The following is a 21187-nucleotide window of genomic DNA, read 5'->3' on the forward strand; positions in this document are numbered from 1 at the left end:
TTCCCGAAAAAGATTTAATACATACAATAGAAATATGGACATTAACAAAGAATTCAGAGATTTCTCTGTAAAACATTTAGGAAACAGCGGTCTGGCTACCGATCAGTATATGGGAATGTATGGTCCTACCAACCTCACGCCGTACATCATGGAAGAAAGAAGGTTGAATGTTGCGCAAATGGACGTTTTTTCGCGTCTGATGATGGACAGGATTATCTTCCTGGGTACAGGCATTGACGACCAGGTGGCCAATATTGTCACTGCACAGTTGTTGTTCCTGGAAAGCGCCGATCCTTCAAAAGATATTCAAATCTACATCAATTCTCCCGGAGGTAGCGTATATGCAGGGCTGGGTATTTATGATACCATGCAGATTATTAAGCCAGATGTAGCTACCATCTGTACGGGTATGGCAGCTTCTATGGGAGCCGTTCTTCTTGTTGCAGGTGAAAAAGGCAAGCGTTCCGCATTAAAACACTCAAGGGTAATGATCCACCAGCCGTCTGGAGGTGCACAGGGTGTAGCTTCCGATATGGAGATCAATCTGAGAGAGATGCTGAAACTGAAACAGGAATTATACGATATTATCGCCCATCATTCCGGACAAACCTACGAATGGGTTGAGAAATCTTCTGACAGGGATTACTGGATGACATCTGAAGAAGCCAAAAACTACGGAATGGTAGATGAGGTTCTGCAGAGATCCACAGAAAAGAAATAATTGCTGATCATACAGCAAAAAGCGCACTTAAAAGTGCGCTTTTTTATTGTGATATATTGTACTCTTATTTTGAATAAGCTGGCATCATCGGGTTACTGATTACTGAACATTTCCGTACTTCTATCACTGAGGATGCAGTGTTATTGGTAGGATCCGTATCCGTTACCTGATTGGTGGAAACATTGGAAACCATTTTAAAGCTTTTGTTGGTCCCGATTCCTTTTTTAAAGTATTGCCCGGTTACCGTGATAATTCCGGAGGATTTTGCATTAAGCCCTACCACACCATTGATTTCATTGGTAGTGAAATTAGACGTAGGAAGGTTGGAATTCGTAAATCCGCTGTTATAGGAAAGGCTGGTGATCTTAAATTTAGAGGTATCTACCAGGTTATTGTTTTCATCTACGATCTTTCCGTTGAAATTGATATTATTAAGGGCTGCATCGGTATCATTGGTCACTTCGATCTTGAATGTGATCGGGGAGGTACGCTCATTGCAGGTGAAATAGCTGTCGGAGCGGCTGTCTACCCTTAAATTTCCCGGAGTGGTCAGGATAATATTCCTGATTTCCTGGTAGTTGAAACCTCCTCCTGTTGATGCAGAGAATCCCAGTTTCAAATTGTTGGGGATCGGATAGGTAGATGAGCTTAAGGTATAGTTCATTACCTGCGTGAAATCACTCTGGTTCTCTTTCCTCCATTTTACTGTTACTACATAATCAGCTCCGGGTTTGGTAACGATGACCTGAACCCTTCTGTAAAAAATATTGTCAGCGGGCCTTGTGGCAGTAATGGTATTATAATCAATTTCATTTCTCTGGCGGATGGCATCTACGGTACCGCTTCTATCGCCCAGTGGTGTGCTGGTCAGATAAACATTTGAGTTGTTATATGTTGCACTGGTTGGGCCTCTCAGGACAAAAGCATTGGGAAGCATTCCTGAAGTAAGGGTATTCGCTGGAGCAGAGCCATTTCTGTTTTCTCCGTTGTTGGCATAGTTTCCGTAGGCATCAAGACCCAATCCCAGGTAACCGCCGGATAATCCTGTAGTACCTGCAGGGTTACTGTAGGTTGCGTATCCTAAAGATCCTCCGTAGCCGCCCAGTTTAAAATTAGCATCGGTTACGGAAGCGTCGAATAAATAGACACAGAATCCGTCTGCTCCGTAATAGCCGTCTGCTACGTTACGCCAGTCCTTGTATTCGAAATCAGCGATTACCCCTAAAGTGGTAGGAAAGCCTTGAGTAACATACATAAACCCTTTCTGATTGCTCTTTGCCTCGGTAAGCCTCAGCCAGCCAGCCCCGTTGGGGTCTGCCCCCGTAGCCGCAGTAAGGTATGCATTATCTCCTACGCGTATTCCGGTAAGATCTTTGGTCGTCAGCGGGTTGGTAATGGTAAACTGGCCATTAACCGAAATGCTCACTGCAGACAGTGCCGCCAAAGCAAAAAGCTTTACCGTTCTTTTATGTTGATGTTTCATACGGATATTATTTTACAACAAATACGATATTCATAAAACTGGCATCAGTAGCATTGTTGCTTACTGTATAGCTCATTAATCCGTTTGCATCGATGCTTACATTGGTAAATACGTTGGTATCGTAATAGGTGATATAGTATTCCAGATCATTTTTACCCAGAACCGGGATTTTACCTGCAGCTCCGGTGCTGGACGCCTGCGGTGTCGTAAACTGATCGTAATACAATTGGTAAAGATCCTTGGTCTTGGCTCCCAATGAAGTGGTATCAAACAAAATGGATGGCATGTAGAAAAATTTAGGCATAGTCAGGCCTACCCATTTGGAGATTCCGTTATTGTAATAATAAAATCCGGGAGTGGTAACATTGGATGTTTTGGAAGTAGAAGTAGATGGCGCGGCCGTTACGTATACGACTGCAGCATTTTGGTCTGCGCCATATAAATTATCCCTGGAAGCAAGGTCCGTACCGGACAGGCGTACAGTAAGAAAACCTTCAGGCTGGGAAGTGGCGGATTTGTTCATGTCCAGCGTAGCCTTTGGTGTAGGGGTATTGATACCTACCTGGGCGTACAAAGTTGTTGTTATTGAAAAGCAGATAACCGAAATAAAATTCTTCATATATATTTATAATTTTTTGCAAAAGTAAAAATTAATATTGAAAAAAAGTTATAAAAAGCATAGATTTTATGTGAGTTATTATAATGCTGATAACAATCATATCATTTCATAATTGGGTGTTTTTTATCATGTTTTCGTTAAGTTCCTAAAATATTTTATAATAATTAATTGTATAGTGATTATGTTTTTTAATAATTAACTAAATGGATAAAATATTTAGATTTATTTTTATGGATTTTTACGGTCATATTTTAACGTGAATTTATTTTTTAAGGACATATGTTGATTAAAATTGATGCTTGAACTTTTATATTTTAAGGGAGATATTTAAAAAAGACTTATTATTTTGTTCATAATAGGTTCATATGTCATGACTACTTTCGCGGTCAGAATATAGCAAAATGAAAAAAATACTACTGTCTGTTATAATGATTACTGCCATAGTGGCCTGTAAAGAAGATGATACTACGGATACTCAGGAAATCAATTACTCAAAACTTCCTCAGGAATTTCCTTTTACAACGATGGCCACCATTAATGGTGTCGGAGTCATTAACGGAGGTTTTGGTTCCGGTGCGGCTGCTCATCCTACCAGGAAAGGAGAGTTTTATGTAATTACCGACCGTGGTCCTAACACAGATTACCTTAACGGCAAGAAATTCCTTGTGCCCTCTTTCAGCCCTACGATTATGCATTTTAAGATCAATGCGGAAGGGAATATAGAAGTTTTAAAATATATCAAACTGAAAAACCCTTCCGGCCAGCCGATTACCGGTCTTCCGAATCCAGCGGGGATGGGAAGTACGGGAGAGGTGGCATATGATGCCAACGGAAATGTTTTAGGTACGGATCCTTATGGTATGGACAGTGAAAGTATTGTTGCCGCTGCCGACGGAACTTTCTGGGTTTCTGATGAATATGGACCGCATATCGTACACTACAGTGCAGACGGTGTTGAAATGGAAAGAATAAGCCCGATTGGCGTCAATACAGGAACCAGAAAACTGCCTGCCGTTTTAGCCAAGAGAAGAGCGAACAGAGGGATGGAAGGATTGTGTATAACCCCTGACGGAAAAACCCTCGTAGGAACCATCCAGTCCATGATGTATGTTCCTTCTAAAAGTCTTGCAACAAATAAGACCCTAACGAGGATTGTAACTTTCGATATCGCTACAGGCCAGACAAAACAGTTCCTGTATCAGCAGGACGGGGGAGCTTCTGATTCAGTATGTGATATTACTGCATTAAGCAATACGGAATTCCTGGTGATCGAAAGAGATGGTAATTTCGGATCTCAGGGCGGGATCAAAAAAGTATACAGAATCAGTCTGTCCGGAGCCTCTGATGTTAACGGAACAGACCTAAGTGCTGCCAATGGAATGCAGATCAACGGAAAGGCACTGGAGCAATGTACCTGGGCGGAAATTGCATCTGCTGGACTGAAACCGGTTTCCAAAACCCTTGCGGTAGACCTTGTTTCAAAAATAGGCTATGAACACGATAAGTTTGAAGGACTAGTGTACTTAGGAAATAATAAGATTGCAGTCTTCAACGATGATGATTTCGGCATTGTAGATGATGGTAACGGGAACCCTAAAGCTAAGATACTTCCTAAAACAGGAAAAGTAGATAAAGGAACGATGTATGTAGTAGATATTCAGTAATAATTAGATTTTTAAATCCCCGGCGGAACTTTGTTCCACCGGGGATTTTTTATGTTGTACCTTAATTAAAAGCTTCAATGATTTTTGAGAAATCCTCCAGCTTTAATGCGGCACCACCGATCAGTCCGCCATCAATATCCGGTTGTGAGAAAATTTCTTTGGCATTGTCCGGCTTCACGGAGCCTCCGTAAAGGATCGAAACTTCATCAGCTACTTCCTGTCCATACTTCCCGGCTATCGTGTTTCTGATATGGGCATGGATTTCCTGTGCCTGTTCAGGGGTTGCCGTTTCTCCTGTTCCAATGGCCCATACCGGTTCATAGGCAATCACCACTTTTTTAATTTCATCTGCAGAAAGGGTAAACAGGGCTACTTCAGTCTGGTTTTTTACCACTTCAAGGTGCTGACCTGCTTTTCTCTGCTCAAGGGTTTCTCCGTTGCAGTATACCGGGATAAGGCCTTTGTCCAGTGCCAGCTTGATTTTACGGTTGCAGTGCGAATCTGTCTCACCGTGGTACTGCCTTCTTTCTGAATGCCCGATCAGTGATCCGGTTGCCTCAATGGATTCCAGCATATCAGCGGAAATTTCTCCGGTGTAGGCACCGTTTTCATGTTCGCTCATATCCTGTGCAAAGATGCCGATCTCATCCTTTTCAAAGATATCCCTGGCCATCATCAGATATAATGATGGTGGTGCGATCCATACCTCGCACTGGGTGGTATGGTTGTTTTTATAGCTTAGTAACTGAACCATCAGCTGCTGGGCGTCAATGACGTTTTTATTCATTTTCCAGTTTCCTGCTACGATCTTTTTTCTCATAGTTGATATTTAGAAATTATAAATCAGATATAGATAAGAAATCAGGAAGGCTTGCGGAATGGCCGTCACCTTTCAGGATTTCATATTTGAATAGATTAATTATTGGAAATATTCCAGTTTTTTTTCAGCAGCGTATAGTAGCTGTGCTCCTCATCGGTCACTTTATCGTCCGCTTTAATCAGGGTTTTGGCAAACCGGATGAAATTTTTACGCTCCTCTTCTGTGGAATCCTCATAGAAACATCCGGCATGAAATTCAAAATGGCTTTTCCATTCTTCGGGTTTCAGCATGGCGAGCGTATCCAGTTCATCATCAAGATTGGTTCTGAAAGGAAATTCATCGGCCAGGTACTGCTGCACGATCATGCCTTCTTCAGGAGCAAATTCCCCGTCTACAGAAGAAAGGATCATTAATAAATGGTAACCGGCAATCGGCTTATTTGATTTTTGCATGTTTTAATATTTTTTTACTAAATGATTTAGATTATTCTGATCTAAAATTTTATCCAGATATTTCCCTCTGCTGCTTAAAGCCCTCTGATAAGGTGCAAATTTATGCGCAACTTCATTGAATTCTTCGTTCAATGTAATCAATTCGTCTAATTCATCTTTGGTGAGCGTTTTTCCGGAATATTCTGTATTGAAGTGAATCAGCTTCTTCACTGCAATTTCCTTTTTTACAATTTCTTCTTCAGAAGAATTCAGAGTGCAAATGCCATATATTCCATTGCAATAAGCTTCCCACTCTTCTTCAAATGCCTCATCTAATTTTTCAGCGTTGGGAATATTTTCTTTAAATATATTGCCATAAGCAAAGGTTTTATCAGGATGATTTACCAGATTTTGAATAAATTTATTTTTAAATTCTTCTTTGTAGTCAGACGGGTCCTGAATATTTTTGTTTTTTTGAATCAGGGAAATACAGCTTTTATTGAAATACTTTTCTGTACTCTCACTTAGAAACTCATCATTAAGAGGGGATGTAATTTTAACAATTTTTGTGATCACATACGAAGCGTCCGGAACCAGATGATTCTGAATAAGATCTGTAAGCTCATTTTTAGTAATTCCTGCTACAGTACACAGTTCTTCTTCTACAATATAATTGTCATTAATATAAGTAAAATTTTCTTCCATCACTTTCAATACAGTTATTTAATATAATCTTTTGCAGGCTGCTTGTCCACAATTTTTCCGTTCTGCAAAATCAGGACAAATGGATTGCTTCTGGCAATGGTTTTAATGGCCGTGCCATCCATCATAGTATTTTTAATGGTTTTAAAGGTATTGGGATCCGTGGAAACCCCGTATACCAAAGCTCCTTTTTGTGCGTTTACTTTTTGCTCTACCTTTTGGAGCATTTCAGGAGAAACATCTTTGGGCTGGTAAGAAAAAACAAGGATAGCCTTAGGGGCATTAATCACCTCATCTGTAATTTCCATTCCTGTAGGATCTTCAATTTTAAATTTCACGATCTCGGATTTATATCCTTCTTTTACCAGGACGGATTCGTTTTTACCTTCCTCGATTTTCCATGGCGATCCTGCATCCCAGTATTTTTTATCATTGATATAATCATCCTGGTTTACCTTCAGCACTTCACCCGTTTTCTGGTTTTTGAGGGTGTAAAAAGTCTTATATTCAGAAGGGTTTTTATTGATTTTAATTTTTTCTTCCTTCAGGTTGGTCCCTATTTTATAATCCCGGAAATCAATGATCGGTTCATGTAAGATTCCCTCTGCCATGCAATAGATCATGCCCAGCGAAAACAGGCCTAAAAGAATATACTTCCAGCTTGATGAGGCCTTTCCGGGACCAGAGTAGCTGTATTCATCTTTTTTTCTGAATTCTTTCCTGTACAATATCACCAGCAGGATAAGCCCGATCAGGAGGACAATATCTTTTATAAAGCTTTGCCATGGGGTAAACTTAATGGCATCGCCGAAACATCCGCAATCCGTAACTACATTGAAGTAGGCAGAATAGAAGGTAAGAAAGCCAAAAAATATACAAAGTGCGATAAGCGCTGAAAGGCTAAACCTGAGCTTCAGCTTCAGGAGTAACATGAATCCCAGCAGTAGCTCCAGTACAACCACAATTATGGAAAACAGCAGGGCAAACTTTTCGAAAAAAGGCATATTAAAAACGGCAGGGGAAAAATATTCCTCCATCTTAAACGAAAACCCCACCAGATCCACGGCTTTTACAAAGCCCGAAAGAATGAAAATCAACGCGATGACGAAACGCAATATACCTTTGATCATATTAAATAGTTTTAGGTTTGAATTCTTGGGCTTGTTCAGAGAACTTGATCAGGCAGAAAACCGCATAGTTCAGCATGTCAAAATAGTTGGCTTCAAGGCCTTCTGAGACAATCGTTTTTCCCTGATTGTCTTCAATCTGTTTGGTCCTCAGTACTTTTTGGTAAATAAGGTCTGTGATGGATGATATCCTCATGTCCCTCCACGCTTCCCCATAATCATGGTTCTTCTTTTCCATTAAAGCTCTTGCTTCATTGGCATAGCGGTCATACAGGCTCATGATTTCCTCATTGTTTTCATTGAAATCGTTAGACATCCCTTTTTCCAGCTGGATCAGTCCTACAATGGAATAATTAACGATGGCCACGAACTCATCTTCCTCGCTTTCATCAATCATCTTTTTGTCGGTCATCTGCAGGGTGCGGATCCTGTTCACTTTAATGTAAATCTGATCGGTTATCGAGCTGGGCCTTAATACCCTCCAGGCGGCTCCGTAATCCTGTAGCTTTTTACTGAAAAGATCCCGGCATCCGGCAACTACCTTCTGAAACTGTACTGAAGTCTTTAACATAAATTCTCTTAATCTTTCAAAGATACAAAATAGGTTTTAGGTAGCGGGAATAGGGGGATTTTAAATTTTAGATTTTAGATTTTAAATTTTAAATTATGAATTGTGAATTTTGAATTGTGAATTTCAGATTTCAGACTTTAGACTTTAGATGAGAGATAATAGACGCAGTGGATGTTTCCATATAAAAATTTAATCCAGTATTTAAGATTATTTTCACGATCAAAAATCCAAAATCCAAAATTTCACATCTATCCGTCTATTATCTATATATCTAATCCAAAATTCAGCCTTCAAAATTCAAAACTACTCTTTACTTTTGTACATCTAAAATCTCCGGACTTATGCGTGATCATTTTTTAAACTGTAACGGCAGGCTGATCGGGTTACAGGTACCCAAAATTATGGGCATCCTGAACCTTACTCCCGATTCTTTTTCAGATGGAGGAAAATTTAACACTGAGCATTCTGCATTGCTGCATGCGGAAAAACTGATCCTTGAAGGTGCTGAAATCATCGATATAGGTCCGCAGTCCACACGTCCGGGCGCAGAATTCTTAAGCAGCGATGAAGAGATCCGCAGAATCGGAAACGTGATTTCTGCGGTTAAAAAAGAATTTCCGGACGTTCTGGTATCACTGGATACGTTTTACGGGGCCACCGTACGGTATGGATTCAACGAAGGCATTGATATGGTCAATGATATTTCGGCAGGGCAGTTTGATGAAAGCATGTGGACAGAAGTAGCCAGGACCAGGCTTCCGTATATCGCCATGCACATCAACCCGGATTATGCAGCAATGCATCAGAAAGTGCAGTATGAAGACATTACTTTAGCCGTTAACAGCTTTTTCATGCAGAAAACCAGGGAGCTGATGGATTTAGGGATCCGTGATGTGATCTTAGATCCGGGATTTGGTTTCGGGAAAACGGTGGAAGACCAGATGAAACTGCTGGAAGAAATCGGTTATCTGGGGTTCGGAAGATTCCCATTGCTCATAGGAATCTCCAGGAAATCATTTATTTACAAACCGCTTGGAAAATCTCCGTCAGACATTAACGAAGAAACCCAGAAGCTCCACCTGAAAGTGCTGGAACAGGGCGCGAAAATCCTGCGGGTACATGATGTGGCTGAAGCGAAGAAAACCGTGGATGAGTTTTTGAGAAGCAGGGCCGGAAGGTGAGTAACAGCCGGAGAGACAATAGATGAGAGATGGATAGATGATAGATGTGAAATTTTGGATTTTGAATTTTGGATTGTGAAGGGCATATCTTAGATATTGGATTAACCTTTATATTAAAACCTTCATTACGTCTATCATCTATCCGTCTATGATTTCTCATCTAAACTCTAAAGTTCCAGACCCAAAATTCAAAATCCATAATCTGATTTACCTTTTTTAATTAAACTGTGCCAGTTTATCCGCAAACTGCCTGGAGAATTCTTTACGGTCTTCTTCCAGTTTTTCCGGGGTGGAAGGGAGAATGTAATTGAAGAGTATGGTATCTTCATTATCAAGGAAAATGATTTCCTTCTCGTTGCCGTCGATCATCTGGGCAAAAATTTCCCACATGGAAGTGTCTTTCAGTTTGAGCAATTCAAAAAACTGCTCGGCTTTCACAGTGATATTCTGCATATTGTTTGATTCTTTTTTTGATTTATGGGATAACATCAGAATTCCAGCAGTTTGAGCTTGAACTGTATGGCGAAATTCTGCTTGAAGTTGCGGGTGGTATAATAACCGACCCTGTAAAACAATCCTAAATTGAAGTAACTCGAAAGGAAATTATTCCATTCCAATCCAACCTCCTGGTACAGCCGGTTCAACTGCCTGAAACGGAACTGATGGTATTCGGGATGCTTCATATACCCGATGGTTCCCCTCAATACAAAATCGAAACTGGAGATGTTCCGTCCGAAGCTTTTGAAATACCAGGGCAGCTTATGGGTAAAATAATACGCCACAAAACGGTCGTTGTAATATTTACCGCCTTCCAGTGTGGCAAAGCCCAGATAAGAGGTGAAGTTGAAATTGATATCGCGGCTCGGGGAAGCCAGCCCGTTCATGGTGAAGTTTTTCCAGATTGGAGCATCTCCCAATACAAGTCCGCCATAAAGCCTGAAGCCGGTAGTTCCAAGAATTGTTTTAAAATTATGAACGAAAAGGGCATCGAAGCGGGTATAATTGAAATCTCCGCCCAGCAACCGGTAGCTTTGTTCATAATTGAAGTACAGTTCAGGATATTTCTGGTCAATCAGTGATTTTCCCTGCGGTGTCATAATATTGGTGGAATTCGGCGAAAACTTAAGGGTAAGCAGCGTGTTGAAATTATCAAAAGAGGCACCTCTGTTCCGGAACTGATAGTTAAACATTGCCTCTTCATCATTCCTTCTGGCTGCAAAAGCCAGGGTAAGGCCATTGGTAACATCATTCAGATAAGATATTGTTGCGCCCTTATACCGGAAATATTTGTCATTATTCAGATTATTCCCATAGTTCATGGTCCGCATCTTGAAGCTCCATAACCTTCTGTTGAACTCCCCGGAAGCCGTCACATCGTCATAATACTCAATCCTGAAGAAAGAATTTTTTTCCAGCGTGGTTTTCATATCCAGACCGATACCGTATTTCCAGCGGTCATCTTTGAACCCGTACGCAAAATAATAATCAGGAGAAAAATAGGGGTTGAAAGTTTCATTCACCTTGGCTTTAAGGCCCACCCTGAAACCTTCATATAAGTTGTAGTTTACAATTTCGTCCACTGCAAAATCCATTACGCCGACCCTTACCTGCCCGTTCAGAAGGGCAGTAAGTACCCTTGCCTTGCTGTCGATATTGTAAATCCTGCCGATGCTGTCGATTGTGGCATATGTATTTCTCTCCCGCATGGTCAGCGGATCGGTCCGGTAAAGATTGAGGGATTTGCCGTCTGCATTCTTTACCGAGAAAGTATAGCCTTTGAAATCTTCCCGCTTGGGTTCAATAGGAGACTGGAAATCAAAATACCGTGAGCTTAGAAAGGCATAGGTGCCGAAGCTTCTTTTTTCATTTTTCGACGGTTTGCCATCCGCATTTTTTCCTTCCTGCATCTGCATCCTGCTCATTTTCAGTTTCACTGTTTCGCTGGCGAGGAACCACTTATGGTTAAAATAAGTCCATTCACTGGTTATAATGCCGTCGCTTTTGTTTTTGCTGAAGTTTTCTATTTTTTTGATGCCGTACGTCTCGGTATCAATATAAATAGCACCATTGTATCTGGTCTTTCGGTCAGGCTTTTTATAATTAACCTCACGGAAGCGGATCACGAAGTTTTTTCTTCCGTCCATGGTTACCGTGTCCGTTAAAAAGAACCGGTAAAGCCCTCTGTTTTCCTGCTTCAGCTGAGTTGGGAGGTTGTCCCGGTTACTCTGTTGCAGGGCAATCATTTCATAGATAGGCTGCTTAAGGCCGGAGATCCTGTTGTCCAGGATGTTGATCTTTTCACCGTATTTTTTAGAGTACAGGAATTCCTGAGCCCTTTCCCAAAGGAAGAGTTTGCTTTTGGAAAAGATATTTCTCGCCGAGATATTGTTTAAAGAGTCTTTTTTCCTTTTCCGCTTTATAAAATCATTGTTGCGGAACAGCTCATTGAACTGTACGAGGCTGTCTTCATCAATATCCATCGAGACCTTTTCATAAGACTTGTATGAATAGGAATCCAGGCTTTTGGGAGAATTTTCCCTGAACATCCGGTCCACCATTTTAAGGATTGCCAGAGCGCGGGGATCACTTTTATCCTCAATAATCACAGCTTCTATATCAGTGGTCTTTGAGGATTCTTTTTTCAGCACAACCTGAAAGTTTTTTTCTACGCTAACAGTTTCAGTCTGATACCGGTCTGCCTTCACTTCAATACGCTTGCACGCCGTCTCAAATTCAAGGATGCCGTTATCATCCGTATAACCAAGGACAGTATTATTACAGGATATTGATGCATGGGAAACAGCGGATTTCGTTATATCGTCAATAACCCTGATTCTTGATTGTGAATAACCCAGAATGAAGGCCAGAAAAAATATAATAAATAAAATCCTTTTCATAAATGCGGATCAAAATTAATGATATTTCTGATTCTGAAAAAGTTTTCCGGGAGAGAATCATATGCGGGAAAAATAAAATCCCGGAATATCCGGGATCTATATTTAGTGATCATTCAATGCGTTAAGAAAATCGATGAGGTCTGAAATTTCCTTGTCCGAAAGATTTAGCGGAGCATCTGAAAGCGTCTGGTTATCGGCTTTCAGCCCAAAGCCCTTTCCTCCGCCTTTGTTATAAAAATCCATGACTTCTTTCAGCGTCCGGTAGCCTCCGTTATGCATATACGGACCGGTCTTTCCGATGTTCCTGAGTGTAGACGTTTTAAAGGAATGCTGAAGAAATGCTATGGTTTCGTGGAACTTTCCTCTGCCTGGGTCCCGGTCTAAGATCTTATTTGAGGCGTTTTCAGCCACACCAAGTACTTCCTGCTCGGTTTTGGTATAGTTTGGTGGAACTGTACCATTAAAAAGGGGCAGGAAATGGCAGATAGCGCATTGTGCTTTTCCCATAAACAGGTTGAATCCTTTTTTCTGATTCTCCGTCATTGCATGTTGATCTCCCCTCATATAACGGTCGAAATCCGAATTGAAAGCAGCCAGTGAACGGATGTAGCTTGCCAACACATTCTGAAGCTGCCAGATCTCGGTCTTCCTGCCTTTGTAAATTTTCCTGAAGGCAGTACGGTATTCCGGATCGCTGTTGATTTTAGCAATAATCCTGCTGAGGTCGCCATGCATTTCTTCCTTATTGGTAATCACATCCGAACTTTGTCCTTCAAGGTCATCTTTCCGCATGTCCCAGAACTGTCCGTGCTGAAAAGCGGAGTAGCTTAGCGAAGGGGTATTCCTTTTTAAAGGTGAATCTGTAAGCGACATGGCTTTTTCCACTCCATCTGTAAAGGCTTTTTCAGCGATATGGCAGGTGGCACAACTCCGTGTATGGTTGTCGGACAGGATTTTATCATTGAAAAGCCGTTTGCCCAGCTGTACTTTTTCCGGAGACATTTCAAACTCTTTCCCCGGGACAAAAGCATTTGGGTCGAAAGCATTTTTAGAATAAAATGTGCGGACATTTTTATTTAATGCTGAAGTCACTTCTATCGCCGGAATCTCTTCCTGATTGCGGAAATCGATCATCAGCGAAGTGATGGTGTTGAGGTGCTTCGGAATAAAAGTAATATAATCAAAAGTATTTTTGTCTGGATGATGGTTGAGGTAAAGAACAGCAGCCTCTATTTCTGTGCTGATCCGTACAAGTGATTTCTCCTTTGATCGGTCTGTGGCAATCAGTTGCAGTATTTTCTTCACGGCGTTCAATGCGTGAGGCATTTCTTTTAAGGAGGTCCCCGAAACCGGCGTGTCAAATCCCGCAATCCCCAGGCTGGAGATCCGGAATACTTCCTGCCTCAACGCATCGAAAACCTGGTCTTTGGAAATGGTGATGGCCTGAAAGTTAACTTTGATCGCATTGCTTTTGTTGGTCAGGTTCTTCAGCATCCGGATCACCTCATCTCTGTTTGCGGGATCGTAAGGATATAGCAGCTCTTCCAGTACCTGGAGCCCTTCCGGTTCTATTTCCACATGCTCCTGCATCTCGATCTCCGGGAGGGCCGGACCGTTGATAAACCGTGCCGTCTGGGGAAGGAAATATTCCACAGCCCATTCCATGTTCTTATAAGTGGTTCTTAATGCTTCAAATTGTTGCTGAAGAACTGCCTGTTCCGGTTTTCCGGATACCATACGGATGAGTGCATTCGTCTGGTTTAAAAAATCTGTATTGGTCCTGAAAATGTCTTTCTTTACTTCAGCAAGGTCTTCATTAACCGGTTGCTGGTTCTGGGTACACTGCAATGCCCCGAATACGGTAAAAACGATGAAAAGAAAAACGGATAAAGGATATTTTAAAAGGATTTTCATACGTATGAAAAAGTATCAATAGAATGGCTTCTACTGATACTCTGTATTAATGGATGATAAATTTATTTCTGAACGTTTCTGATGATCAGGATCTGCCCGCCTTCCTTATTGGTGTTCACGCTGGCACCGTCTGCGTTGGCAAACGCATCTTTCTGCCATGTATGGGAGTGGATATTCACGGTAAAGGTATTAGGGACTCCTATGATGTCTGAGATATCAACCATCGCCCCGTATTCCCATGATCCAAGTTTGGTAAGCTGACCCGACTGATTGTATGACGTCTGCCACGCCGCATCATTCCTGTTGTGCTTCATATTCAGCCATGGCTTATACTGTTTGGTTTTGATGTCCAGCTGCCAGATATAAGAATCGTGTGTCGCAGCAGGATAATAAGAATCCCCGTCTTCCTGGATGTATACATAATTTTCCGTTACACAAAGGTTGTCCGGGTTGATCAGGTTGCTTCCCGGATTGGAATCTCCTTCAGCTACTACTTCCAGTTTCCCTGTAAGCATATTGCTTTCATTCAGGACCAGCTTATATACTCTTCCCCACATTGTCAGCCCGGCTTTAGGATTTACGCCGTCTGAAGATTCTCCGGTTGCAGTGAAGTAGATCTCCCTTCCTTTGCCGGCTCCTTTTCTGTAATCCACATCTTCTACTCTTGAAAAACGGATTGCATTGTTATCGATATTTTTCTGGTTGATCTGTGCACCTGTAAGCGATTTTGCATTAGGGATTTCCACGAATTCCACGTCATACTGATTTCCTTTGGTCATATTGGTTTCCGTATAATTGCCGTTGGTTCTCTTCAGTGCATACAGTTTTCCGTTGTTTAAGTCACCTTGCGTATCGGATACATACATGATCAACTGTCCCGCAGACTGGTGTGAAGAACTGAAAGACTGGTCTTCACCGATCATAATATAGGTTTTCCCGTTGGACACATCTTTAGGAAGCGGAACTGCGTTTTCCATAGAGGCTTTTCCCAAGGCAGGCTTTACCCTTGACTGATCTGCGGCCTGGGAAACCGGTGCCAGTGGATTAAGTGCATGTACCATACTCTCTTCACCGGATTCACCGGCTGTAAGGAAAGCGCTGAAACCATGCTCAGCTACCGTAGCCAGGGTTGCAGAACATAACCTGGTCATTCCACCGATTCCGTTCAGGATGTATTCGCCCTTTACCGGTCTGAATGATTTGTCCAGATATACACGGGAAACCGATTTGGTGATTTCATGGTTGGTAATCATCAGGTACCCTTCTGAATTCGGGTCTTTCATGATTCCCATGCCGTCCGGCTGTCCTGCAAAAACAAAGTTCGGGCTTCCTGCAAGGACATCGGAACTGGAGATTAATGTTGTAATGGCAAGGTTTTCAAAACCGTTCATTGCATAGGCAAATGCAGGTTCTTTGGAAAAATTTTCAATTTTAATGTTCGGATTTACGGGGTTTTCATTGCCGTCCGTAGTATCGTCGTTACAGTTCTGGAAGATAGCCGCTGCCAGGAATAAGGCACCGATAGTTTTGTAAATTTTCATAATCATTTTTATTTCGATGCTGCAAAACTAAAGGTCTATTGTTAATTGTATTTTAAGATACAGCCTGCTTAAATGAACTTTGCTTTATGATCATACAGCCAGTGTTAAGGGAAAGTCAATAATTAGAACGGATCAAAATAATGGCTATGAACCATATTCGATTCTGAGCAAAAGTTCTCTGATGGATCTCCGGCTGATTAGAGACCGTTGGTTTTGAAATAAAAAAAAACTGCCTCATAAAAAGGCAGTTTATACTTGAAGTTTACCGGTCAAGAACATTGAATTTGATCTTTATCCCGAAATTATTACTGAATTCCGAAGTCCGGTAATATCCGAGCCGGTAAGAGAACCCGATCCCGAAATTAGTACCCAAAAACCGGTTCCAGATCAGCCCTGCCTCCTGATAATAATGATCCAGTACCATGAACTCGAATCTCTGATGGTCACCGCTGTTCCTGAAATTACCTATGGCGGATTGGTATTCTATATCTATGCTGGAATATTTTGTGCCCAGTGTTTTAAATTTGAATGGTAGCGACTGTGAAAACCGTACTGCTACGAATTTATCCGTATAGAAAGTCCCCGCAGGCATGGTGGTAAATCCGAGATTGGTCGGGCTGCCGATATTGGAATACCAATGGTTGTTGTTACGGTCCGTCTGTCCTGCGATCTCAAAGTTTTTCCAGATCGGAGCCGTTCCTGAGGAGAGGCCACCAAAAAATTTGATGTTGGTTAATCCGGCTGCGGTCCGGAACTGATGGATTATAAGGGCATCCAGGCGGTTGTAATTCAGGTCGCCACCCAGGGCTTTCATTCCTTTTTCGTAATTGACATAGACCTGCGGATATCCTTTTTCAAAAGTGAATTTTCCGCTGGGTGTCATGATGTTTTTGTCATTCGGGGCGAACTTTAGGGAAAGGGTAGTGCTGAAATTATCGAACCGGTTGCCCATATCCTTATATTGATAATCAAAAAGTGCCTGTTGTTTCTCTTTATTTACGGCAATTTTCATGCTTAGGGAATTGGAAAGGTCATATAAGTATGAGGCGCCCCATTTCTGGTTTTTATAGAATGCTCCGTTATGGAGGTCAATGTTGATATCTGAAAGCTTCATCGAAAGATCCCACATCGCATTACTGAATCTACCTACAGCAAATACATCATCAACATAATCGATCCGGAATACGGAGGTCCTTTTGTCAGACAGCTTTACGTCCAATCCCAGTCCATACTTAAAGCGGCTGTCTTTGAAACCGTAACCGAAATAACCGTCCGGCGACCAGGTCTTGCTGAATTTTTCATTGAGCTTTACGCCTGCTCCCAAACGCAGCCCCTGATACTGGTCATAGCTGTAAAATTTGGTGAGGTCAAAATCAATCATTTTATACCGTATGTTTCCCCGTAAAAGTTGGGTGAGGTAGCTCAGTTTCTTTTCAAACTGGTGCTTTTCCACAAACTGGTCCATTTTAGTGTAGGTAGCACTTTCGCGTTCAGTAAGGCTATCGGTCCTGTACTGATTCAACAGGCTCCCGTCCGAATTTTTTAGTTCAAGTGAGTATCCTTTGAAGTCTGATGCTTTTTCATCTTCATTCAGTCTGAAATCAAAAAAACGGTTCTTTACATACAGGTAATTTCCAAATGTCTTCTTATTGAATTTTGGTTTTTCCCCGGCCTTGGTGCTGTCCTTTTTAGAGGTTTCATAGGTTTGATCGCCCATTTTTACCTTGATATCTTCGTAATCCAGAAACCATTTATTGTCAATGGGCTTCCAGACAGAGACAATATTGCCTTCGTTGAGTTTTTTGCTGGTGCTCTCAAATTTTTTCAGCGCAAAGCTTGAGGCATCCACATAGATTTTACCGTTGAATTTTCTCGGGTTCTGTTTCTTCTTGTTAGTGATTTCCTTGAACTTGATCACATAGGTTTTCCTGCCGTCCAGCTGGATGGTATCCGACAGGTAAAAATTGAAAAGATTACGGTTTTCAGGCCTCAGCTGGCGGGGCGTTCTGTCGAGATTGGAAATGTTGATGGCCAGTGCTTCGTAAATCGGGTTTTTGAAGCCGGACATCCTGTTGTCTATGATATTGGTCTTTTCACCGAATTTTTTGGAGTATTTGTATTCCGATGCTTTTTCCCACAGGAACATCTGGCTTGCCGCAGCGGCACTGATGAATTCTTCCGTAAGGAGCGAATCCTTCTTTTCTTTTTCTTTCTGTTTGAATTTTCTGTCTTCGGCCCTCGAAAGTGAATCTTTCCGGGTCGCGATAAAATCTTTAAAGGTATCTACAGAATCTTTATCCACATCTATGGAAAATTTGCTGTACGACTTAAATGTGTAGGAATCCAGGGATTTGGGTGAATTTTCTTTAGCTCTTTTATTCAGTTCGTCCAGGATTCTTAATGCCCGGGGATCACTTTTATCGTTGATAATGACCCGTTCTATGTTATCCCTTTTCTCAGCTAACGGCTGCAAAGCTACCTCAACTGTTTTTCTGACATCTGCTGTCGCATCTTCATAGTTGCTGGCCAGAATTTCTACCTTTCTACATTTTGTCTTAACGGATAGAAGCCCTTCCTGGTTGGTTTTCCCAAGAAGATTATCATCACAGTATACCGCTGCATTGGCTACGGGTTGCTTACTGGTTTTGCTGAATATCCTGAATTGGGTCTGGCTGAATACCATTGCACTGGACAATAGAAATAGCGAGCATAAAAGTTTTATCATTAGTTTTTTATTAATAAGACAAAACTATTGATAAGATAGTTACAAAACATAGCCGGAAAATATAATATTTTGTTAAAATGAAAATCAGCTGTACCGGTAAGATACAGCTGATGTTTAAATATTAAGTACCTGCAATATGATTTGCGTACTGATGTATTGTGACTGTTGGTACAGCCTGTTTAAATGGTCAGTGCTTTTTGATAGGCATTTTCAAGACCGTCAAGGTTTTTACCTCCCGCTGTTGCAAAGCCGGGATTTCCGCCGCCGCCGCCCTGGATTTCCTTGGCTAAATCTTTCACAAGGGTTCCGGCCTGATAACTTGATGCCAGGTCGTCTGAAACCCCTACGGTAATCATTGGTTTTCCGTCTGCATCAGAAAGGATAACGGTTATAGAAGAAGGAATTTCCCTTTTCAGCTGGAATACAATATCTTTTACGGAACCTGCGTCCAGAGAGGTTTTCTTCACCAGAAGCTGCTTGTCGCCCTTCTGTTCGTAAGCATTTTTCCAGTCTCCAATTTCCCCCTTGGCTTTTTCCTTTTTCAGCGCATCCACTTCGGATTTCAATCCCGTATTTTCTTCGATCAATTTCTCAATCGATCTCACGATATCTTTCGATTTTAGCAGCTGGGAAAGTTCAGCAACCTGTTTTTCCAGGTTTTTGAAATATTCTTCAGCCTTGTCTCCTGAAATGGCTTCAATCCTCCTGATGCCCGCAGCGGCAGAACTTTCGGAAACAATTTTAAAATGTCCGATTTCACTGGTGTTTTTTACATGGGTTCCTCCGCAAAGCTCTTTTGAGCTCCCAAACTGGATCATCCTTACGCTGTCCCCGTATTTCTCGCCGAACAAAGCCATAGCCCCTTTATCCATCGCTTCTTTAATCGGAATATTTCTGAACTCCTGAAGAGCAATGCTTTCTTTGATCTTGGCATTTACTTTATTTTCAACCAAAGCCAGTTCTTCTTCGGTCATCTTATTGAAATGCGAAAAGTCGAAACGAAGATAGTCCGGGCCAACAAAAGACCCTTTTTGTTCCACATGGGTTCCTAAAACATCCCTCAGGGCTTCATGCAATAGGTGGGTTACGGAATGGTTAGCCTGGGAATTTTTCCTTTCAGAAGCATTGACCTTGGCATAAAATACTGCACCGGCATCTTTCGGAAGGCCGTTGATTAAGGAAATAATCAGTCCGTTTTCTTTCTTCGTTTCCAGCACTTCAAAGCTTTCAACGGCATTTTCCAATACTCCTCTATCTCCTACCTGGCCTCCGCCTTCAGGATAGAAAGGGGATTCGCTGAGTACCACCTGGTAGAATTCCCCGTCCTTATTTTCTACTTTTCTGTATCGGGTAATATAGGTTTCAGATTCAAACTGATCATAGCCGACAAAGTTTTCAGGTTTTTCTTCCAGAACTACCCAGTCGTATACCTTTTGTGCAGAATCTGCTTTTGAACGCTGCTTCTGTTCGTTCAGTGCCACTTTGAACGCTTCTTCGTCTATTGTTAACCCTTTTTCTTCTGCAATAATCCTTGTCAGGTCATCCGGGAATCCGTACGTGTCGTATAATTCAAAGACTTCTTCAGTCGGTAAAACTTTAGTGTTGTTTTTGATCGTCTGCTGGATCAGTTTTTCAACCCGGATCAGTCCGTTTTCTATGGTTCTCAGGAAAGATTCCTCTTCACTTTTAATGACTTCAGAAACCAGTTTGCCCTGCTTTTCCAGTTCAGGGAAGAATTGGCCCATCTGCTCCTGAAGAACAGCCACCAGCTTGTACAGGAAAGGTTCCTTCATGCCGAGGAATCGGTAGGAATAGGAAATTCCTCTTCTTAAAATCCTTCTGATCACATAACCGGCACCTCCGTTGGAAGGCAGCTGCCCATCGGCAATGGCAAAGGAAACCGCTCTGATGTGGTCTACCACTACACGGATGGCAATATCCTTTTCATCCTCTAAAACTCCGGTATATTTCTTCCCTGAAAGTGCCTCTACTTTGGCAATCAGCGGTGTGAAAACATCTGTATCATAATTGGAAGACTTACCCTGGAGCGCCATACAAAGACGTTCAAAGCCCATTCCCGTATCTACGTGCTGTGCAGGAAGTTTTTCCAGTGTTCTGTCTGCTTTTCTGTTGAATTCCATGAATACCAGGTTCCAGACTTCCACCACCTGAGGATGGTCGTTGTTTACCAGGTCCAGTCCGGATACCTGAGCTTTTTCTTCGGGAGTCCTCAAATCCACATGGATTTCAGAACATGGTCCGCACGGCCCGCTTTCTCCCATTTCCCAGAAGTTGTCTTTTTTGTTTCCGTTGATGATCCTGTCTTCGGAAATATGGGACTTCCAGAAATCATAGGCATCCTGATCCCTATCCAGGTTTTCTGAAGCGTCACCTTCAAAAATCGTTACATACAGGTTTTCTTTAGGAATTCCGTAGACTTCCGTCAGCAGTTCCCAGGCAAAAGCAATAGCATCTTTCTTAAAATAATCCCCGAAAGACCAGTTCCCCAGCATTTCAAACATGGTGTGGTGGTAGGTATCGCGGCCTACATCATCCAGGTCATTGTGTTTTCCGGATACCCTGAGGCATTTCTGCGTATCTGCAATACGCGGTGCCGTAGGGGTTTTATAGCCCAGGAAAAAATCTTTGAACTGAGTCATTCCCGAATTGGAAAACATCAGGGTAGGGTCGTCTTTCAGTACGATCGGTGCTGAAGGGACGATCAGGTGTCCTTTGCTTTTAAAATAGTCTAAAAATTTCTGACGGATCTCTTGTGATGTCATGATCTATA

The 21187-nt window shown here is 41.9% G+C and carries 16 protein-coding genes; 3 read left to right on the forward strand and 13 right to left on the reverse strand.

Going from position 1 to position 21187, the window contains the following annotated elements:
- Window positions 1-34: 34 nt before the first annotated feature.
- Window positions 35-721: an ATP-dependent Clp endopeptidase proteolytic subunit ClpP gene (gene clpP / locus QE404_RS02810; protein WP_100077098.1), complete on the forward strand. Its 687-nt coding sequence runs from the start codon at window positions 35-37 to the stop codon at window positions 719-721.
- Window positions 722-785: 64 nt separating this feature from the next.
- Here clpP and QE404_RS02815 read toward each other — a convergent pair whose 3' ends face one another.
- A complete protein-coding gene (locus tag QE404_RS02815; protein ID WP_307446195.1) occupies window positions 786-2204 on the reverse strand; it encodes a hypothetical protein in 1419 nt (472 codons plus the stop codon).
- A gap of 7 nt (window positions 2205-2211) precedes the next feature.
- Window positions 2212-2823 carry a hypothetical protein gene (locus QE404_RS02820; protein WP_307446198.1) on the reverse strand — a complete coding sequence of 204 codons (612 nt, stop codon included), beginning with the start codon at window positions 2821-2823 and terminating at the stop codon, window positions 2212-2214.
- A 401-nt stretch (window positions 2824-3224) separates the two neighbouring features.
- Between QE404_RS02820 and QE404_RS02825 the strand changes: the two genes are divergently transcribed.
- Window positions 3225-4487 carry an esterase-like activity of phytase family protein gene (locus tag QE404_RS02825; RefSeq protein ID WP_307446200.1) on the forward strand — a complete coding sequence of 421 codons (1263 nt, stop codon included), beginning with the start codon at window positions 3225-3227 and terminating at the stop codon, window positions 4485-4487.
- A gap of 61 nt (window positions 4488-4548) precedes the next feature.
- On the opposite strand, the gene tpiA is transcribed toward QE404_RS02825, so the two are convergent.
- The 5 genes from tpiA to QE404_RS02850 all read right to left on the reverse strand — a co-directional run bounded on the left by tpiA (window position 4549) and on the right by QE404_RS02850 (window position 8138).
- Window positions 4549-5307 (reverse strand): triose-phosphate isomerase, encoded by a 759-nt coding sequence (gene tpiA / locus QE404_RS02830; RefSeq protein ID WP_307446203.1) that lies wholly within the window; start codon window positions 5305-5307, stop codon window positions 4549-4551.
- Between the two features lie 95 nt (window positions 5308-5402).
- On the reverse strand, window positions 5403-5759 hold the full coding sequence (locus tag QE404_RS02835; protein WP_307446206.1) for a tellurite resistance TerB family protein: 357 nt from the start codon (window positions 5757-5759) through the stop codon (window positions 5403-5405).
- Window positions 5760-5762: 3 nt separating this feature from the next.
- Complete coding sequence (locus QE404_RS02840) at window positions 5763-6443, reverse strand: DUF6058 family natural product biosynthesis protein (protein ID WP_307446209.1); 681 nt, start codon at window positions 6441-6443, stop codon at window positions 5763-5765.
- Between the two features lie 14 nt (window positions 6444-6457).
- Window positions 6458-7570 carry a BT_3928 family protein gene (locus QE404_RS02845; RefSeq protein WP_307446211.1) on the reverse strand — a complete coding sequence of 371 codons (1113 nt, stop codon included), beginning with the start codon at window positions 7568-7570 and terminating at the stop codon, window positions 6458-6460.
- A gap of 1 nt (window position 7571) precedes the next feature.
- Complete coding sequence (locus QE404_RS02850) at window positions 7572-8138, reverse strand: DUF1599 domain-containing protein (protein ID WP_307446214.1); 567 nt, start codon at window positions 8136-8138, stop codon at window positions 7572-7574.
- A 341-nt stretch (window positions 8139-8479) separates the two neighbouring features.
- On the opposite strand from QE404_RS02850, the gene folP reads away from it, so the two are divergent.
- Complete coding sequence (gene folP, locus QE404_RS02855; RefSeq protein WP_307446217.1) at window positions 8480-9319, forward strand: dihydropteroate synthase; 840 nt, start codon at window positions 8480-8482, stop codon at window positions 9317-9319.
- A 216-nt stretch (window positions 9320-9535) separates the two neighbouring features.
- Here folP and QE404_RS02860 read toward each other — a convergent pair whose 3' ends face one another.
- The 6 genes from QE404_RS02860 to alaS all read right to left on the reverse strand — a co-directional run bounded on the left by QE404_RS02860 (window position 9536) and on the right by alaS (window position 21179).
- Complete coding sequence (locus QE404_RS02860; protein WP_307446218.1) at window positions 9536-9772, reverse strand: hypothetical protein; 237 nt, start codon at window positions 9770-9772, stop codon at window positions 9536-9538.
- A 35-nt stretch (window positions 9773-9807) separates the two neighbouring features.
- Window positions 9808-12216, reverse strand: coding sequence for a hypothetical protein (locus QE404_RS02865; protein WP_307446221.1), 2409 nt, complete (start codon window positions 12214-12216; stop codon window positions 9808-9810).
- A gap of 102 nt (window positions 12217-12318) precedes the next feature.
- On the reverse strand, window positions 12319-14130 hold the full coding sequence (locus QE404_RS02870) for a cytochrome-c peroxidase (protein ID WP_307446224.1): 1812 nt from the start codon (window positions 14128-14130) through the stop codon (window positions 12319-12321).
- Between the two features lie 62 nt (window positions 14131-14192).
- Window positions 14193-15671 carry a hypothetical protein gene (locus QE404_RS02875; protein ID WP_307446227.1) on the reverse strand — a complete coding sequence of 493 codons (1479 nt, stop codon included), beginning with the start codon at window positions 15669-15671 and terminating at the stop codon, window positions 14193-14195.
- Between the two features lie 262 nt (window positions 15672-15933).
- Window positions 15934-18396 carry a DUF5686 family protein gene (locus QE404_RS02880; RefSeq protein WP_307446230.1) on the reverse strand — a complete coding sequence of 821 codons (2463 nt, stop codon included), beginning with the start codon at window positions 18394-18396 and terminating at the stop codon, window positions 15934-15936.
- A gap of 179 nt (window positions 18397-18575) precedes the next feature.
- The gene (alaS, locus tag QE404_RS02885) at window positions 18576-21179 is read right to left on the reverse strand and encodes an alanine--tRNA ligase (RefSeq protein WP_307446233.1); all 2604 of its coding nucleotides are present in this window, start codon (window positions 21177-21179) and stop codon (window positions 18576-18578) included.
- Between the last annotated feature and the right edge of the window lie 8 nt (window positions 21180-21187).

This window comes from Chryseobacterium camelliae (assembly GCF_030818575.1).
Lineage (GTDB): Bacteria > Bacteroidota > Bacteroidia > Flavobacteriales > Weeksellaceae > Chryseobacterium > Chryseobacterium camelliae_A.

Excerpts from the sequence above, each read along its gene's own strand:
- QE404_RS02860 (WP_307446218.1), bottom strand. The coding sequence starts at position 9,772 with ATGCAGAATATCACTGTGAAAGCCGAGCAGTTTTTTGAATTGCTCAAA.
- QE404_RS02820 (WP_307446198.1), bottom strand. The coding sequence starts at position 2,823 with ATGAAGAATTTTATTTCGGTTATCTGCTTTTCAATAACAACAACTTTG.
- QE404_RS02840 (WP_307446209.1), bottom strand. The coding sequence starts at position 6,443 with ATGGAAGAAAATTTTACTTATATTAATGACAATTATATTGTAGAAGAA.
- QE404_RS02845 (WP_307446211.1), bottom strand. The coding sequence starts at position 7,570 with ATGATCAAAGGTATATTGCGTTTCGTCATCGCGTTGATTTTCATTCTT.
- folP (WP_307446217.1), top strand. The coding sequence starts at position 8,480 with ATGCGTGATCATTTTTTAAACTGTAACGGCAGGCTGATCGGGTTACAG.
- QE404_RS02815 (WP_307446195.1), bottom strand. The coding sequence starts at position 2,204 with ATGAAACATCAACATAAAAGAACGGTAAAGCTTTTTGCTTTGGCGGCA.
- QE404_RS02880 (WP_307446230.1), bottom strand. The coding sequence starts at position 18,396 with ATGATAAAACTTTTATGCTCGCTATTTCTATTGTCCAGTGCAATGGTA.
- QE404_RS02850 (WP_307446214.1), bottom strand. The coding sequence starts at position 8,138 with ATGTTAAAGACTTCAGTACAGTTTCAGAAGGTAGTTGCCGGATGCCGG.
- QE404_RS02870 (WP_307446224.1), bottom strand. The coding sequence starts at position 14,130 with ATGAAAATCCTTTTAAAATATCCTTTATCCGTTTTTCTTTTCATCGTT.
- QE404_RS02865 (WP_307446221.1), bottom strand. The coding sequence starts at position 12,216 with ATGAAAAGGATTTTATTTATTATATTTTTTCTGGCCTTCATTCTGGGT.
- clpP (WP_100077098.1), top strand. The coding sequence starts at position 35 with ATGGACATTAACAAAGAATTCAGAGATTTCTCTGTAAAACATTTAGGA.
- QE404_RS02875 (WP_307446227.1), bottom strand. The coding sequence starts at position 15,671 with ATGAAAATTTACAAAACTATCGGTGCCTTATTCCTGGCAGCGGCTATC.
- QE404_RS02835 (WP_307446206.1), bottom strand. The coding sequence starts at position 5,759 with ATGCAAAAATCAAATAAGCCGATTGCCGGTTACCATTTATTAATGATC.
- QE404_RS02825 (WP_307446200.1), top strand. The coding sequence starts at position 3,225 with ATGAAAAAAATACTACTGTCTGTTATAATGATTACTGCCATAGTGGCC.
- tpiA (WP_307446203.1), bottom strand. The coding sequence starts at position 5,307 with ATGAGAAAAAAGATCGTAGCAGGAAACTGGAAAATGAATAAAAACGTC.
- alaS (WP_307446233.1), bottom strand. The coding sequence starts at position 21,179 with ATGACATCACAAGAGATCCGTCAGAAATTTTTAGACTATTTTAAAAGC.